Source organism: Alexandriicola marinus, assembly GCF_004000435.1.
GTDB lineage: Bacteria > Pseudomonadota > Alphaproteobacteria > Rhodobacterales > Rhodobacteraceae > Alexandriicola > Alexandriicola marinus.
In genome coordinates this window covers 1-14,161 of sequence record NZ_RBVZ01000026.1, presented here as the reverse complement: position 1 = coordinate 14,161, position 14,161 = coordinate 1, and the positions used below count along the sequence as shown (strand labels likewise).

The window sequence follows — 14,161 nt, the reverse complement described above, 5'->3', positions numbered from 1 at the left end:
CTTCCAGCTGGAGGATGCCGCGCGCCAGTATCGTGGCATGACGCTCATGGAACTGGCCCGCGAAAGCCTCGGCAATGCAGGCGTCAACACGCGTGGCCTGTCGCGCGACGAGGTGGCGACGCGCGCGCTACACTCGACTTCGGATTTCCCGGAAATCCTGTCGGCCGTCACCAACAAGACCCTGCGGCAGGCCTACGAGGCCTATCCCCGAACGTTCATGCTGTTCTGCCGCCAGGTGCTGGCGACGGACTTCAAGGCCATGCACCGGGTCCAGCTCGGCGAAGCGCCGCAGTTGCTGGAGGTGAGCGAAAGCGGCGAGTTCAAGCGCGGCACGCTTGGCGAGAGCAAGGAGAGCTACAAGGTCAAGACCTATGGTCGGGTGGTCGCCATCACGCGCCAGACGCTGATCAACGACGATCTCGACGCCTTCACCCGCATCCCGGCGATGTATGGCAACTCGATCGCGCAACTGGAGTCGGACGTGGTCTGGGGCATCATCACCGCCAACCCAGCCATGGCCGATGGCAACGCGCTGTTTCACAGCACGCACAAGAACCTCGCGGGCACAGGGGCCGCGCTCGATGTGACCAGCGTCGGTGCGGCCCGCGCCGCCATGGCCAAGCAGACCGGGCTCGACAAGAAGACGGTGCTCAATGTCCGGCCCGCCTTCCTGATCGTTCCCGCCTCGCTGGAACTGAAGGCCGAACAGCTGGTCGCCCAGAACCTCGTGCCTGCGCAGAGCGGCAACGTCGTGCCGCAGTCGATCCGGACTCTCTCGCCGATCAGCGAACCCCGGCTCGATGCCGCGAGCGAGACCGCCTGGTATCTGGCCGCCAGCCCGAACCAGATAGACACGATCGAGTACGCCTATCTTGAAGGGCAACAGGGTGCGTATATCGAGACCCGCAACGGCTTCGATGTCGATGGGGTCGAGATCAAGTGCCGCCTCGATTTTGGCGCCAAGGCCATCGACTGGCGCGGGCTCTACAAGAACCCGGGCGCGTAATCCGCACCCCATCCTGAACCCTGACACACGGGCGGTCCTCACGGGCCGCCCTTCGTCTTTCCACGAGGAGCTCCAACATGAAAAACTACGTCCAACCCGGCAACACCATCACCCTGACCGCGCCCTATGCCGTGACCTCCGGCGACGGCCTGCTCGTTGGCTCCATCTTCGGCATCGCATCCGGGGACGCTGCCCTGAACGATCCCGTTGAAGCGGCGCTCACCGGCGTCTTCGACATCACCAAGGCCGGCTCCCAGGCCTGGGCCGCGGGCGCCAAAGTCTATTGGGACGACACCAACAAGCGCACCACGAGCGTGGCCACATCGAACACGTTGATCGGCGTGGCCACCGAAGCCGTGGCAGGCGGGGCCGGAGACACCGTGGGTCGCGTTCGTTTGAACGCGAGCTTCTGATGACTGCGCTCGCCGCCGTGGTTGATGCGCTTTTCGCCGATCCGAACATCGGGCGGGAAGCGGTCTTCACCTCCGATGGCGGTGCGCCTGTGCTGGTACGCGTCGTGTCCCGTCATGCGGATGCAATCACCGACTTTGGGGACGCGCGGCTCTGGTCTGAAACAACCCGGATCGACCTTCGTGTGGCCGATGTCGCGTACCCGCGACCCGGTGACCGCTTGGAAATCGACGGGGACGCGTTCCTTATCCAGGGGGAGCCTGTCCGCGACCGTGAGCGGCTCGTCTGGACTGTGGACCTGCGCCCGGCATGAAGCTGAAGCTCGACATCACGCCCGACCTCGTCGCCGCCATGGCGGCCGAGGTGAAGGCGGGCGAGAAAGCTGTCACCGCTGCGATGCGGGAAGCAGGCACCGGGCTGAAGTTTTCGTGGCGCATGCAAGTCACCGGCGCAGGGCTCGGGCGACGGCTCGCCAACTCGATCCGCAACCAGACCTTTCCTCGCGCAGGTGAAAGCCTTGATGCTGCCGCGCTGGTCTGGTCAAAAGCGCCGGTGATCGTCGGAGCACACGACACTGGCCCGCTGATCCGTTCGAAAGATGGGTTCTACCTCGCGATCCCGACCGCAGCAGCAGGCCGAGGCCTGCGCGGTCGCCGCATCACCCCGGGCGAATGGGAACGGCGACGCGGTCTGCGCCTGCGCTTCGTTTATCGCCGCCGAGGCCCGAGCCTGCTGGTCGCGGAGGGGCGGCTGAACACAAAGGGTCAAGCGGTGGCATCGCGCTCGAAGACCGGCCGCAACCAGGTCACCGCACCGATCTTCCTGTTGGTCCCACAGGTAAAGCTGCAAAAGCGGCTGGATCTCAACCGGGATGCCGAACGATCGCTCGATGGCTTGCCGGGGTTGATCGTTGCAAACTGGGTGGAGGCGACGATCTGACAAAGCACATCAAAGTGCTGCGAGGTGATCTGCGCTCGATTGGTAGTCTTCAAGATAGTCGTCAAATGAGAACGATGATTTGGAGATTGCAGAAATGAAATTCTGCATCCAGTCACTGGTTTTCTGCTGAAGTCCGTTTATGGATGCTTCCGGCGAGATCACGCCCGTTGGTCTAGTGGCATAGTCTGTAAGGACGTTGAGTGCCGCGTAACCATGTGGCCCCATGCCACCAAAATAAGTCTCAATCAGCTCAGAGACCTGCAGCTTAATCTCGCTTAGCTGAGAGACGCGTTGGCGGTTCTTGAGCGTGTTAGCATCGATCCGAAGGTCGAATACGCGGCAAAAAAGAGGAAGCATCTTCTCCTGAGGTACATAGAACCTCTTTAGCTGATGCAGCTCCTCAACAAGCTGCGCTTCAAGCTTCCGAATGTCGCCGATGTTATCGGAAAAACGATGAACTTGGTCCATTCCTCTCTTGGTATGGGCGTAGCTGAACTCGATGCTCTTTGCGCCAAATATCATGCCGTTCATGCATATCCACCGGCAGAACCCAAGCTCGAAGCGGAGGCGGCGAGTTCTGTTGTAGCTATTTGTAATTCGCAGAAATGCAGTCCATTTGTCGTTTTCCCAAGGTGAGAAATCTGCACTGCGGTGGATAAGATCGATATGGCAAAAGGATCGACTCTTGGGCATCGTAATGTTCAGACAAGCTAAGTCTTCGAGCTTAGTGGCTTCGAACACTCGTTTCATGGCATCTGCCGCCATTTCGTAGGCTTTTTCATTCGTGATCAGCTTATAGTCGCTTGTCACGACTGCGAATGCACTCGCACGTTCTAAATCCATCACCGCAAAATGACGATCTAGTTTTCTATAGTCATTCGAGTTGTCCAGGCGATCAACATAGACTGGTCGGAGCTCAACCGGAAAGAATGCGTCTCCAATGTTTCGTTCAGTCCATGGTTCGTTATCCAGCAATTCTAAGCCCTCAACCCTAAGTGACCCTCACCTAGGACACTAATGGTGCGGTGTGTCGAACCGCAACAACTCAAAAACGCCGTGAGGATCGATGTCTCAACGCGAAACTATCCTCGCCGCGCTGCACGTGCGGCTCTCGGCGCTGCCCGCCACCGCCCTGCGCGGCGAGGTGCTGCCCGAGCGTGTCCCGGCTGATGGGCTGCTGATCCTGCGCGACGGCGAGCCGGGCGAGCCCGAATTGACGCTGTCGCCGCTCCGCTACCACTACCAGCACCGGGCCGAGATCGAGACGGTCGTGCAGGGCGCCGACCGTGACCTCGCCTTCGACACGCTGACCGGCAGTATCGGTGCGGCCATTGCAGGCGACCGCACGCTGGGCGGACTCTGCGACTGGGTCGAGGCCGAAGCACCGCACCCAGTCGATCTGCCGGTCGAGGGCACGGCGAGCCTGAAGGCGGCCGTGATCCCGGTCGTCCTGCACTATTCAACGGCCGACCCACTGAGCTGATCTCGACAATCCGAGGAGAATACTATGGCACGAGCCCAAGGGGCGCGGGCGCAGATGGCGCTTGCGTTCGAGACCACCTATGGCACGCCGCCCGCGGGCGGCTTTACGAAGATGCCCTTTGCCAGCACCACGCTTGGGGCCGAGCAGCCGCTCCTGAACTCTGAGCTTCTTGGGTATGGACGCGACCCTTTGGCGCCGATCAAGGATGCGGTGACGGCCGACGGCGACGTGGTTGCACCGATCGATGCCGAGGCCTTTGGCTTTTGGCTGAAGGCGGCGTTCGGTCAACCTGTCACCACGGGTACCGGCCCCTGGACGCATGAGTTCCAGTCGGGTTCGTGGTCGCTGCCCAGCCTGTCGGTCGAAACGGCGATGCCGGAAGTGCCGCGCTACGCGATGTATTTCGGATGTATGCTGGATCAACTGAGCTGGCAGATGCAGCGCTCAGGGCAGCTCTCCGCGACAGCACGGTTGGTGGCGCAGGGCGAGTCTATCGGCACCACGACCAATGCCGGAACACCTGCAACGCTGGTGCTGAAGCGGTTCGGCCATTTTAACGGCCAAGTCACCCGGAATGGGTCGGCCCTCGGCAACGTGGTCTCGGCCGACATCACCTATGCCAACAACCTCGACCGGATCGAGACGATCCGAAGCGACGGTCGCATCGACGGGGCAGACCCGTCTATCGCGGCGCTCACCGGCTCCATCGAGGTGCGTTTCGCCGACAGCACGTTGGTCACCCAGGCGCTGAACGGCGAAGCCTGCGAGCTCGAGTTCGGCTACGTCCTGCCATCGGGCGAGAGTTTCACGTTCACGGTGCACGCCGTCTACCTGCCGCGCCCGCGCATCGAGATCTCCGGACCTCAGGGCGTGCAGGCCACCTTCGACTGGCAGGCGGCGCAGGATCCTGTCCTCGGCCGCATGTGCACCGCCACCCTCGTGAACGATTTGGAGACATTCTGATGCTGACCCTCGACCTGACCAACGCACCGCGTTGGCATGACCTCGCGCCCGGCGTCCGGGTGCAGCTGCACCCGCTGACCACCGCTCTGATGGTGGCGACACGCAGCGATCCGGCGGTCGAGGCGGTGCCCGAGGACGCGACCGACGAGGAGCGCGCGGTCGCCTTCGCCAAGGCGCTGGCGCGCCGCGCCGTGCTCGCCTGGGAGGGCATCGGCGACGGCGACGGGACCGCGATCGATCCCGGCCCCGAGGCCATAGACGCGCTGCTGGATGTCTGGCCGATCTTCGAGGCCTTCCAGCTGACCTACGTCTCCAAGGGCCTGCTGCTGGAGCAGGAAAAAAACGCCTCCGCGCTCTCGCCGAGTGGTTCTTCGGCGGGGGCGAGCAATACTGCCAGGGTTGCGAACCCAGCGAAGCCTGCGCGCAAGCGTGCGAAGACTGCCCGGCGCGGCTGAACCGGCCGCTCACCCATGAGGGCTGGCAGGTCTGGGACTTGGTCGGCCGCCTCGGCGGCCAATTGCGCGTGTTGCCCGGTGCCATGATCGGCTGGGACATGACCGCGGCGCTGGCACTCGGTGACGCGCTCGGCGTGCCGCCGCTCGCGATGGCTGAGCTGCTGCCCGAAATCGAGGCGGTGATGGTCGCCAAATACAACGAACAGATGGAACGGTCCGATGGTTGAGAAGAAGATCAGCGTCCGCCTCGCCGCCGTCGGCGGGCGACAGGTGCGCGCCGAGCTGGAGGGTGTCGGCGAGGCCGGCAAGCGCGGTTTCGGTCGGCTGAGCCAAGAGACGGAAGCGGCCACTGCCCGGCTCGCGGGCTTCGCGCGGCGGGGGAAGGTGGCGGCGGCCGCCGCCGTCGCCGCGGCTATGGCAGCGGGCGTCGCCATGGTGCGCTCTGGCCTGCAAACCGTGGATGCGCAGGCCAAGCTCGCCCAATCCCTCGGCACCACCGTGGCCTCGATCCAGACCCTGGAACGGGCCGGCGAGCTGGCCGGCGTGTCGATGTCCGGCATCGAGCAGGCCACCAAGGACCTGACGCGGCGGCTGAGCCAGGCGGCTGCGGGCGGTGGCCCCGCGGCGCAGGCGCTGGAACGGCTGGGGCTCTCGGCCTCCGACCTGCTGGCGCTGCCGCTCGATGAACGTGTCGGCGCGATCAACGCGGCAATCGAGGCGTTCGTGCCAGTTGCTGAACGTGCGGCTGTTGCCGGCCAGCTTTTCGGCGAGGAAGGCTCCATCGCCATGTCGCGGATCGACACCGCGACACTGCGTCAGGCAACCGAAGACGTGCGCGCCTTCGGGGTCGTCGTTTCCGAGCAGGATGCCGACCAGATCGAGCGCACCAACGATGCGATCTCGCGGCTGGGTCTGATCTGGCGCGGTCTGTCGAACCAGCTGGCTGTCGCCGCGGCACCAGCCCTCGAGGCTGTGGCCGATGCCATGGCTGCGCTGGCCAGTCGCACCGGACCGCTGGGACAGGCCATCACCGGACTCTTCGACAATATCGGCCGGCTCACAACCTATGCCGTGACCTTCTCCACCTTCCTTGCGGGGCGCTGGATAAAAGGCATGGTAGCGGCGGCGCTTTCTGTCCGCGGGTTGGCCACGGCGCTCGTTGTTCTGCGCGGCGCGCTCATTCGCACGGGGATTGGGGCCCTGGTCGTGGGTGCCGGCGAGCTCGTACACCAGTTCACGCGATTGGTGTCCGGCGCAGGCGGGCTCGGCAATGCCATAGCGCTGCTCGGCGATCTGGCCACCGAGGTCTGGGAGCGGATCAAGCTCGGCGCGGCCAGCGCAGGCGCGGCTTTCGAGGCAGGCTTTGCCGGGTTCGAGGCGGCAGCCGCCTCGGCATTGCAGGGGGCGCTGGAAGCCGTGGTCGGCTTTGCGAATGCCACCGTGAACAGCTTTGAGGGCGCCTTCGAAGCAATCAAGGCGATCTGGGGCTTGTTGCCGGCGGCAATCGGCGATTTGGCCTTCCAGGCGGCCAACAGCCTGATTGCCGGGGTCGAGGCTATGCTGAATGGCGTGGTTGCCCGGATCAACGGGTTCATCTCCGGCGTCAATGCCGGGCTGGAAGCGCTCGGGGTCGAGCGGCGCATCTCAATCATTCCCGTTCTGGATCTCGGGCAAATCGAGAACCGGTTCGAGGGCGCGGCCACCAATGCCGCGACAGCCGCGCAGGCGGCCTTCGATCGCGCCTTTGCCGACAATCCGCTGTCCGTGCCCGATCTCGGCTTGGCGGCAGCTGCGACGGCCGGACGCGGTCGGGCAGATGCGGCGCGGGCAACGTCCATTGATCTTGCCGCCCGTGCCGCGGCGCCGCTGGGCGCACTCGATCCCCTCCGGGCCGCCGTCGCGGGGTCTGGCGCGAACGGCAATGCCACCACCGAGGCGCCGGCAGCAACAGAACGGTTGAACGCGACTCTCGGCGAGACCGAGACGGCGCTGGGTCGGGCAGGATCGGCTGCAAGCGGGGCCGGCGGCGCACTGAAGCAGGCCGCAGAGGTCGGAGCCAAGGCCTGGGACGGGGCAAAGGAGGCCATCGAAGGCACGAAAGACCTGGCCAAGGGACTGGCCGACGATATCACCGGTCCGCTGAAAGAGGCGCTCAAGTCCGGCGAACTCAGCTGGCAAAGCTTTGCACAGGCCGTCTCGGGCATCGCGCAGAACCTCGCGAACCGCCTGATCGAATCCGCGTTCAAGCCAATCGAGAACGCGCTGTTCCGCGCCTTCTCGGGCAGCGCGGGTTCTGGTGGTGGTCTCTTCGGCTGGATATCCAAGGCCATCGGCGGGCTCTTCGGTGGCGGTTTCGCCAAGGGCGGTGTCTTTGCCCAGACCGGACAGATCGCGGCCTTTGCACGCGGTGGTGTCATTGACCAGCCGACGGTGTTTCCCTTCGCGCGTGGTATTGGCCTCATGGGAGAAGCCGGGCCCGAAGCGATCCTGCCCCTGCGCCGCGGACCGGGTGGCCGGCTCGGCGTCGAGGCAGGGACCGCGCAACCGGCGCCACAGGTCGCGCCTCGGATCATCAACGTGCTCGATCCCGCGCTGGTGGGCGATTATCTCGCAACACCTGCCGGTGAACGCGCCATCGTCAACGTGATCCGTCGCAACCAGAGCGCCTTCGATGGCTGAACTTTGGCCCTATGCCGCCCATGAAGCGGCAACCGAAGTACTCGACTGGCGCACGGACGTGCTGCGGAGCGAGGCCAGCGAACAACGCCTGTCGCTCCGATCAGCCCCGCGCGAGGTGCTGACCCTGCGCCACCGGCTCGACGGTCCGGGTCTGGCGCAAGCCGCTGCGCTGGCGCGGCGCGGTATTTCGGGTGACTGGATCGTGCCGCTCTGGCACATGGCGGACCGGATCGGGGCAGACATCATGTCTGCAGACATCAGCGTGCCGGTCCCGGCGCTGCAGGCCGACTATCGCGCGCCGGGCTTTGCCGTTGTGGCGCAGGACGGCGGCTCCGCGCATCTCCTCGAGGTGGCCGCAGTTCGCCCGGACGGGATGGACCTGGCTCCCCCGGCCGGCATTGATCTGACCCGACCGGTGGTTGCGCCCGCGCGCCGGGCTCGGATGCTGGCCCCGCTCGAGATCGAGCGCCAGCATTCCGATCTTGGCTATGTCACCGCGCGCTTCCTTCTGCAGGACAGCGCCGATCTCTCCGGGCTGCGCGGCACGGCACTCTATATCGCCATCGATGCCAGCAATTCTATGTCGGGGGTCAAGATCGCTGCGGCCATGGCAGCGGTGAAGGCCCTGGTCGAGGAGCTGGGCGACAGCGTCCCGCCGACGCTGCGCAATGATCTCTGCGTGGTGCTCTGGAATGCCAGTGTGACCAGTTTGCAGGTCCTGCGGGAGGCTGGCCGGCTGGAACTCGCCGCGCTGGCCACTTGGCTGGACCAGCCCGTCCCCCTCGCGTTCGGGACGGATTTCGAGGTCGCGCTGAGCGAGGCGCCGGGCTTCTTTGCCGGAGCCGGTGCCAAACGCCGGATCGTGCTCTTCCTGACAGATGGCGATCCTTACCCCTCGAGCTCCGCTGCGGCCGCCGTCAGCCTCCGCGACAGCATCGCGGATCTGGAGGTTTACGGCTTCAACATCGGTCTGTCGAACACGAGCTGGACCGCCATGCTCGACACGACCGGTGGCGACGGCGTGCCGGTCATCGCGCCGGGCGACACAGCGAGCCTGCGGGACATCTTGCTAGGCACGCTTTTTGACATGCCGCGCTACCGGGGGCGGGACGTAATGATGGATCCGAGTGTTCTGCGCCAGCCCCTGACCGAGACCCTGGCGCAGAGCTTTGAAGGTGTCGACAGCGGCCTCGGGCCGGTTGTGTTCGAGCCCCTGCGCGACCTCGTGCAGCGCGGAACGATCCTGAGGCTGAAGGATAACGGCCTCGCGCGGAGCTGGCCCCGGCGGCGGTGGCTACATCACCTGCGGGGACGGGCCCGAGCCTTCTGGCTGCCGACCTGGGGCCGGGAAATCGCCCTGCAGCAGGAGGGAACACCAGGCGATGACGCGCTGTTCGTCGCGCCTGGGATTGATCCTGCTGACTTGATTAGCCGACATGTGCTGCTCGATTTGGACGGGACGCCGCTCATCCGCGAGATCACCAGCGCCGCCTATGATCCGCTTGGTCTGCGCCTCGGGATCGCGCCGCTCGATCGCGCGGTTCTGATCACGACGCCCGGGCATCTGATGACTCTCGTCCGGCTCGACACGGACCGTGTTGAACTGGAGCATCGCCCCGCCGGCAGCGAGGTTAGCCTCGCTGTCCTCGAAACCGCGGACCCGATCTGATCCCATGACCTACGACCTGCTCGAAACCTCCACCGCCGAGGGACGGCCGCTCTTTCTTTACCGCTTCGCGGAAGGGTCCGAGACTTGGCGCTTCACCAGCCGGTCCGCGAACTGGGTGGTGCCGGGTGGCAGCCTGACAGATGAGCCGGGCGACACCATCTGGTCCGCCTCGGCGCTGTCGCATGGCAACGTGATCCAGAGCGGCGATCCACGCCGGGTCGATCTCGGCCTGACTTTCCCGCTCTCCGATCCCTTTGCCCGGCGCTATCTCGGGCCGCGGGGGTCCGCCGTCACCACGCTCACCATCTTCCGCGGCCACGAGCAGGTGCCGGGTGAACTGGTCGCCCATTGGAAAGGTCGTATCGTCTCGGCCCGGGTCGAGGGGGTCCGCATCACGCTGCAGGCGGAATCGCTCTTCACCGCAATGCGCCGCCAGGGTGTGCGCGCCCGCTACCAGCGTCTGTGCCGCCACGTGCTTTATGCTGGCGGCTGCCGGCTCGACATGGCCGACTTCCTGGTCCCGGCCACCGCGACCGCTCGGTCCGGGCTGCAGGTCACTGTTCCAGAGGCGGCAGGGCAGCCGGACGGCTGGTATCGCGGTGGCGTGCTGCGCCATGCCGGTCTGCCGGGGTTTATCGTTGGACATGCGGGAACGACCCTGACGCTCGCCGGCCGAATGCCGGCGCTCGAGGCCGAAATCGACGACCCGGCCGTCACCGCTAGCATCGAGATCGCCCCGGGTTGCGACCTGCGCCGGAATACCTGCGCAGGCCGCTTCGGCAACCTGCTGAACTTCGGCGGGTTTCCGAGCATTCCTGGGCGCAATCCGTTTGGCGGTTCGAGCATTATCTGAGGGGCGTCCCAATGGTCTGGAACTTCGTCGTCCAGATTGTCGCCAGCCTTGTGCTGACGGCGATCTCATACGTGTTGGCCCCGAAGCCGAAAACATCGCCGCCGAAGGCTGCGGGGCTCGATGATTTCAACCTGCCCACCGCCGAAGAGGGTCGGCCGATTCCGGTGGTCTTCGGCACCGTTCTGCTACGCGGGCCCAATGTGGTCTGGGCCGGTGATCTGAAGGTCGACCCGATCCGCAAATCCGGAGGCAAGAAGTAATGACACGCGTGACCATCCAGGACCTGCGTGCCTCGCGGCTGTGTTTTCAGGGCGCGCGGCCGTGGTTTGCCCGCCACGGGCTCGACTGGCAGGTCTTCCTGCGGGAGGGGCTGGAGGCAGAGGTGCTGGCGGCCACTGGCGACGCCCTGGCGCTCCGCGTGATTGCCATCGCCGAGGCGCGCGAAGCTCTGGCACCCGACGCGGAGGGAAAGTATGGGTAGCCGCCGCTCGAGCACGCAGACCGTCGGCTACCGCTATTCGCTGGGGGCGCATCTGGCGCTGTGCCACGGACCGGTGGACGCGATCCGCGAGATCCGTGTCGATGACCGGACTGCCTGGTCAATCCAGGACGGGACCGAGACAGAGGTGGTGTCGGGTGTCGGTGCCACCAAGACCCTCGGCACGTTTGGCAGCGTCATCGCCTTTCCCGCTGACGAGTTTGGCAGCACGGCCCAGGTCACCCTATACGGATCGAATGGAATTGCCGGCATCTCAATCGGGCAGGTTCTGGATCTGGCGTTGCAGACCGACGCCGTCACACACCGCATCACCGTGCGCGGTATCGCTCATGATGAGCGGGAACATCTGACTTGGATGCAGGTGGAACCGAAGACCTTGTCCTTTGCGGCCCAGCCCGTGACGATCACGACCGTGGCTTCGGGCGGGTCAACGGAAGCCGGCGGCGATCCCCCGGTCGGGACCCGCATCCGTATCGACAAGCCCGATCTTTTCGGCGGCGAGAGCCGCGAGGGCGGCATCGTAGGCGACATCGACGTCCTGATGGGCGCGCTCGACCAAGGTCAGAACGACTATCTTGCCGCCAGGGCCGGGGCGGACGTGCCCGGTTTCCGCGGCCTTTGCAGCCTCGTGCTACGGCAAGTCTATCTTGGCCTGAACCCCTACTTGAAGCCTTGGGCCGTGCGCCTGACCCGGGTGCTCACCGCCGAGGACGGGGCGGCGCAATGGTATCCGGAAACGGCAGAGATCTTCGCGGTGGATCCGGAGACCGACTGGGGTCCGGACATGAACCCGGCCCATATCATCCGCGAATGCCTGACCAACCGGAGCTGGGGGCTCGGCTATGGCGATGCCGATATTGGCCCCAGCTTTACCGGTGCCGCGGATCAGCTCTACGCCGAGGGCTTCGGGCTGTCGCTGCTCTGGCAAAGCGATGCAAGCCTCGAGGAGTTCCTGTCCGACATCCTGCATCACATCGATGCTCAACTCTATGTCGACCGCCGGACTGGTCGTTGGGAGATCAAACTCATCCGGGACGACTATGATCCCGAGGCCTTGTTGGTCTTTGACGAGACGAACGTCGTTGACTGGGGAGAGCTGGGCCGGCGGGAGGCGGCCGATCTGGTCAACAGCGTCACCGTCACATTTTCGGATGTGCGCACCGACCAGCCAGGATCGGTGAGCGTCACCGACACGGCGCGGGTCCAGCTGATGGGCCAGGTGATCTCGACCACGGTCGATTATCCCGGGGTCCGTCACGAGGCGCTGGCCGTGCGCCTCGCCGAGCGCGACCTGCGCGGGCTCTCGGCGGCGATCCTCTCCGGCGAGATCACCGTGAACCGGCAGGGCGCTGATCTCGATCCCGGCTCCGCGATCCGGCTCAGCAACCCGCGCCGCGGGCTCGAGGGCACGGTGATGCGGGTCGTGGAAATCGACCATGGCGACGGCCGCGACAATGGCATCCGGCTCCGGGTCGTCGAGGATGCTTTCGCCCTTGGGGAAATAGCCGTGGTTGGCGGGGACACCACGACGGGATCTACATCCTTCATTACCAGCCCGGTCCCGCTCACCCGCCGCATGGTGCAGGAAGCGCCATACTGGCTGCTGGTGCAGGAACTCGGGCACACGCGGGCGGATGCTGAACTGCAGGCAGATCCGGACGCCGGGGCTATCATGGCGGCTGGCGAACGGCCCTCATCCGATGCGCTCAGCACGCAGGTCTGGATCGATACCGGCACCGGTTACACGGACGATGATCCGACAGGATTCGTGCCGACCGCCATCCTCGATGCCGCTGTCTCCGACGATCCCGAAGAGACCGTGCTGGCCGTGCGTGACTGGACCGGGCTCTCGGAGCTTGTCACCGGTACGCTGGCCGCGATCGGAGCGGAGTTTGTGCGCATCGACGGGATTTCCGCGACGGAGATTACGGTCGGGCGCGGCTGTCTCGATACGGTGCCGCTTACGCATCCTGCCGGCACGCCGGTGATCTGCTGGCAAAGCGCGGCGCGGCCAAGCAGGGCGACCTTCCTGGCCGGCGAGACCGTCTCGGTGAAGCTCTTGCCGCAGACAGGGCTGGGCACGTTGCCGCTCGTCCAGGCCCCGACAGACAGTGCGACGTTTAACTCCCGCGCTATCCGGCCCTTGCCCCCGGGCAATCTGAAAGGCAACGGCGCATTTGTCCCCACCCCCGACGTGCTGCGCACCGGGGATCTCGCGCTCTCCTGGGCACATCGCGATCGCCTCGCGCAGACCAGCGCGGTGATCGACAGCTACATCGCAGGCTCCATCGGTCCGGAACCGGGCGTGACCTACGAGGTTGAGATCCGCTGGATCGATCCGGTAACCAATTTGCCAGTTTCGCCCGCAGCCGCCGTGATCGATGCCGGAACCGCAACGTCCTTCGTCCTGACCGCCGCGCATGTTCCGGTTGGGGATGCCCCCGCGGGAACGTTCGAGATCGATGTGGCCGTCTGGGCCCTGCGCGACGGGTATCGGTCGCGCGATGCACGGGCCTTGCGCTTGCTCCGGCCCGGTGTGGAGGGCTGGGGCGTCAGCTGGGGCACGTCTTGGGGCGGCTGAGGCCAAATTCTGAAGACTGAGAGGTATCTGATGACAGAACGGTCAATGCCGGGTCTGGGGCTGCGCGCCTTCTATGACCCCGGCCAGGCGAACTGGGGCGACACGGTCTCCGAAGATCTGCGCGCACTGTCAGTGATTGCTGGCGCCCATGTCGCGTCACGCACGACGGCCCTCCCGGTCAGCGGGTCTGCCGGCGACATCTACATCGTGCCTTCCAGCGGCGGCCTGCATGCCGATGAGATCGCGGTCTGGGACGGCCCCGTCGGTTCGGAGGACTGGATCTTCCTTGCGCCGACATTGGGCTGCCATGTCCTTGTCGCGGATGAGAGTGCAAATGTGCAATGGACCGGATCGGTCTGGGAGGTCTTTGCCGCCGGTGGTGTTGGCGGGCCGACGCCCTATGACATCCGCCTGGGCTTCGGGACGACACCGACCGCGAGCCAGGTCGTCGAGGCCATTCTGATCGTCCGCAATGTCACCTTCCCGGCAGACTTCGCAGGCTCGTTGGGCAGCATCGGCACAAACCCTGCAGCCAGCCTCGCGCTCTCGGTCCAGGACGACGGTGTCGAGATCGGAACCATCACCATCGGCAACGATGGCTCTGGTCTGCCCCCATCGAGTGG

The 14,161-nt window shown here is 65.4% G+C and carries 16 protein-coding genes; 15 read left to right on the top strand and 1 reads right to left on the bottom strand.

The genetic code is table 11. The annotated features are described in order from the left end of the window. The 4 genes from EP376_RS21905 to EP376_RS21890 all read left to right on the top strand — a co-directional run. Positions 1-1,006: prohead protease/major capsid protein fusion protein (locus EP376_RS21905; RefSeq protein ID WP_206074823.1), on the top strand; the 1,006-nt coding region annotated here is incomplete at its 5' end. 77 nt (positions 1,007-1,083) lie between these two features. Beyond that, positions 1,084-1,419 (top strand): DUF2190 family protein, encoded by a 336-nt coding sequence (locus tag EP376_RS21900; protein WP_127657628.1) that lies wholly within the window; start codon positions 1,084-1,086, stop codon positions 1,417-1,419. Then, positions 1,419-1,730, top strand: a complete 312-nt coding sequence (locus tag EP376_RS21895) for a head-tail joining protein (RefSeq protein ID WP_127657627.1) — start codon at positions 1,419-1,421, stop codon at positions 1,728-1,730. Before EP376_RS21900 ends, EP376_RS21895 begins: the two co-directional genes overlap by 1 nt. Further along, positions 1,727-2,356, top strand: coding sequence for a DUF6441 family protein (locus EP376_RS21890; RefSeq protein WP_127657626.1), 630 nt, complete (start codon positions 1,727-1,729; stop codon positions 2,354-2,356). The genes EP376_RS21895 and EP376_RS21890 overlap by 4 nt, the downstream gene beginning before the upstream one ends. Before the next feature lie 9 nt (positions 2,357-2,365). On the opposite strand, the gene EP376_RS21885 is transcribed toward EP376_RS21890, so the two are convergent. Next, a complete protein-coding gene (locus EP376_RS21885) occupies positions 2,366-3,331 on the bottom strand; it encodes a DUF932 domain-containing protein (RefSeq protein ID WP_127657625.1) in 966 nt (321 codons plus the stop codon). Between the two features lie 91 nt (positions 3,332-3,422). On the opposite strand from EP376_RS21885, the gene EP376_RS21880 reads away from it, so the two are divergent. From EP376_RS21880 to EP376_RS21830, 11 genes are all read left to right on the top strand, one after another. After that, positions 3,423-3,839: an acyl-CoA transferase gene (locus tag EP376_RS21880; RefSeq protein WP_127657624.1), complete on the top strand. Its 417-nt coding sequence runs from the start codon at positions 3,423-3,425 to the stop codon at positions 3,837-3,839. A gap of 24 nt (positions 3,840-3,863) precedes the next feature. Continuing rightward, positions 3,864-4,802, top strand: coding sequence for a phage tail tube protein (locus tag EP376_RS21875; RefSeq protein ID WP_127657623.1), 939 nt, complete (start codon positions 3,864-3,866; stop codon positions 4,800-4,802). After that, entirely contained in the window at positions 4,802-5,257 is a 456-nt protein-coding gene (locus EP376_RS21870; RefSeq protein WP_127657622.1) for a hypothetical protein, read from the top strand. Before EP376_RS21875 ends, EP376_RS21870 begins: the two co-directional genes overlap by 1 nt. A gap of 38 nt (positions 5,258-5,295) precedes the next feature. Beyond that, complete coding sequence (locus EP376_RS21865) at positions 5,296-5,484, top strand: DUF7697 family protein (RefSeq protein WP_238928939.1); 189 nt, start codon at positions 5,296-5,298, stop codon at positions 5,482-5,484. Further along, positions 5,477-7,936 carry a phage tail tape measure protein gene (locus EP376_RS21860; RefSeq protein ID WP_127657620.1) on the top strand — a complete coding sequence of 820 codons (2,460 nt, stop codon included), beginning with the start codon at positions 5,477-5,479 and terminating at the stop codon, positions 7,934-7,936. Before EP376_RS21865 ends, EP376_RS21860 begins: the two co-directional genes overlap by 8 nt. Continuing rightward, the gene (locus tag EP376_RS21855) at positions 7,929-9,605 is read left to right on the top strand and encodes a vWA domain-containing protein (protein WP_127657619.1); all 1,677 of its coding nucleotides are present in this window, start codon (positions 7,929-7,931) and stop codon (positions 9,603-9,605) included. The genes EP376_RS21860 and EP376_RS21855 overlap by 8 nt, the downstream gene beginning before the upstream one ends. A gap of 4 nt (positions 9,606-9,609) precedes the next feature. Next, positions 9,610-10,458 (top strand): phage BR0599 family protein, encoded by an 849-nt coding sequence (locus EP376_RS21850; RefSeq protein WP_127657618.1) that lies wholly within the window; start codon positions 9,610-9,612, stop codon positions 10,456-10,458. An 11-nt stretch (positions 10,459-10,469) separates the two neighbouring features. Then, on the top strand, positions 10,470-10,718 hold the full coding sequence (locus EP376_RS21845) for a hypothetical protein (RefSeq protein WP_127657617.1): 249 nt from the start codon (positions 10,470-10,472) through the stop codon (positions 10,716-10,718). Beyond that, a complete protein-coding gene (locus EP376_RS21840; protein WP_127657616.1) occupies positions 10,718-10,939 on the top strand; it encodes a hypothetical protein in 222 nt (73 codons plus the stop codon). Before EP376_RS21845 ends, EP376_RS21840 begins: the two co-directional genes overlap by 1 nt. Then, positions 10,932-13,538: a phage tail protein gene (locus EP376_RS21835; protein ID WP_127657615.1), complete on the top strand. Its 2,607-nt coding sequence runs from the start codon at positions 10,932-10,934 to the stop codon at positions 13,536-13,538. Before EP376_RS21840 ends, EP376_RS21835 begins: the two co-directional genes overlap by 8 nt. Positions 13,539-13,568: 30 nt before the next feature. Further along, positions 13,569-14,161 (top strand): DUF2793 domain-containing protein (locus EP376_RS21830; RefSeq protein WP_127657614.1); only part of this gene is annotated, 593 nt, incomplete at its 3' end.

What these genes read in the sequence shown, in the direction of transcription:
- EP376_RS21900 (WP_127657628.1), top strand. Translation starts at nt 1,084, where the DNA reads ATGAAAAACTACGTCCAACCCGGCAACACCATCACCCTGACCGCGCCC.
- EP376_RS21895 (WP_127657627.1), top strand. Translation starts at nt 1,419, where the DNA reads ATGACTGCGCTCGCCGCCGTGGTTGATGCGCTTTTCGCCGATCCGAAC.
- EP376_RS21890 (WP_127657626.1), top strand. Translation starts at nt 1,727, where the DNA reads ATGAAGCTGAAGCTCGACATCACGCCCGACCTCGTCGCCGCCATGGCG.
- EP376_RS21880 (WP_127657624.1), top strand. Translation starts at nt 3,423, where the DNA reads ATGTCTCAACGCGAAACTATCCTCGCCGCGCTGCACGTGCGGCTCTCG.
- EP376_RS21875 (WP_127657623.1), top strand. Translation starts at nt 3,864, where the DNA reads ATGGCACGAGCCCAAGGGGCGCGGGCGCAGATGGCGCTTGCGTTCGAG.
- EP376_RS21870 (WP_127657622.1), top strand. Translation starts at nt 4,802, where the DNA reads ATGCTGACCCTCGACCTGACCAACGCACCGCGTTGGCATGACCTCGCG.
- EP376_RS21860 (WP_127657620.1), top strand. Translation starts at nt 5,477, where the DNA reads ATGGTTGAGAAGAAGATCAGCGTCCGCCTCGCCGCCGTCGGCGGGCGA.
- EP376_RS21855 (WP_127657619.1), top strand. Translation starts at nt 7,929, where the DNA reads ATGGCTGAACTTTGGCCCTATGCCGCCCATGAAGCGGCAACCGAAGTA.
- EP376_RS21850 (WP_127657618.1), top strand. Translation starts at nt 9,610, where the DNA reads ATGACCTACGACCTGCTCGAAACCTCCACCGCCGAGGGACGGCCGCTC.
- EP376_RS21845 (WP_127657617.1), top strand. Translation starts at nt 10,470, where the DNA reads ATGGTCTGGAACTTCGTCGTCCAGATTGTCGCCAGCCTTGTGCTGACG.
- EP376_RS21840 (WP_127657616.1), top strand. Translation starts at nt 10,718, where the DNA reads ATGACACGCGTGACCATCCAGGACCTGCGTGCCTCGCGGCTGTGTTTT.
- EP376_RS21835 (WP_127657615.1), top strand. Translation starts at nt 10,932, where the DNA reads ATGGGTAGCCGCCGCTCGAGCACGCAGACCGTCGGCTACCGCTATTCG.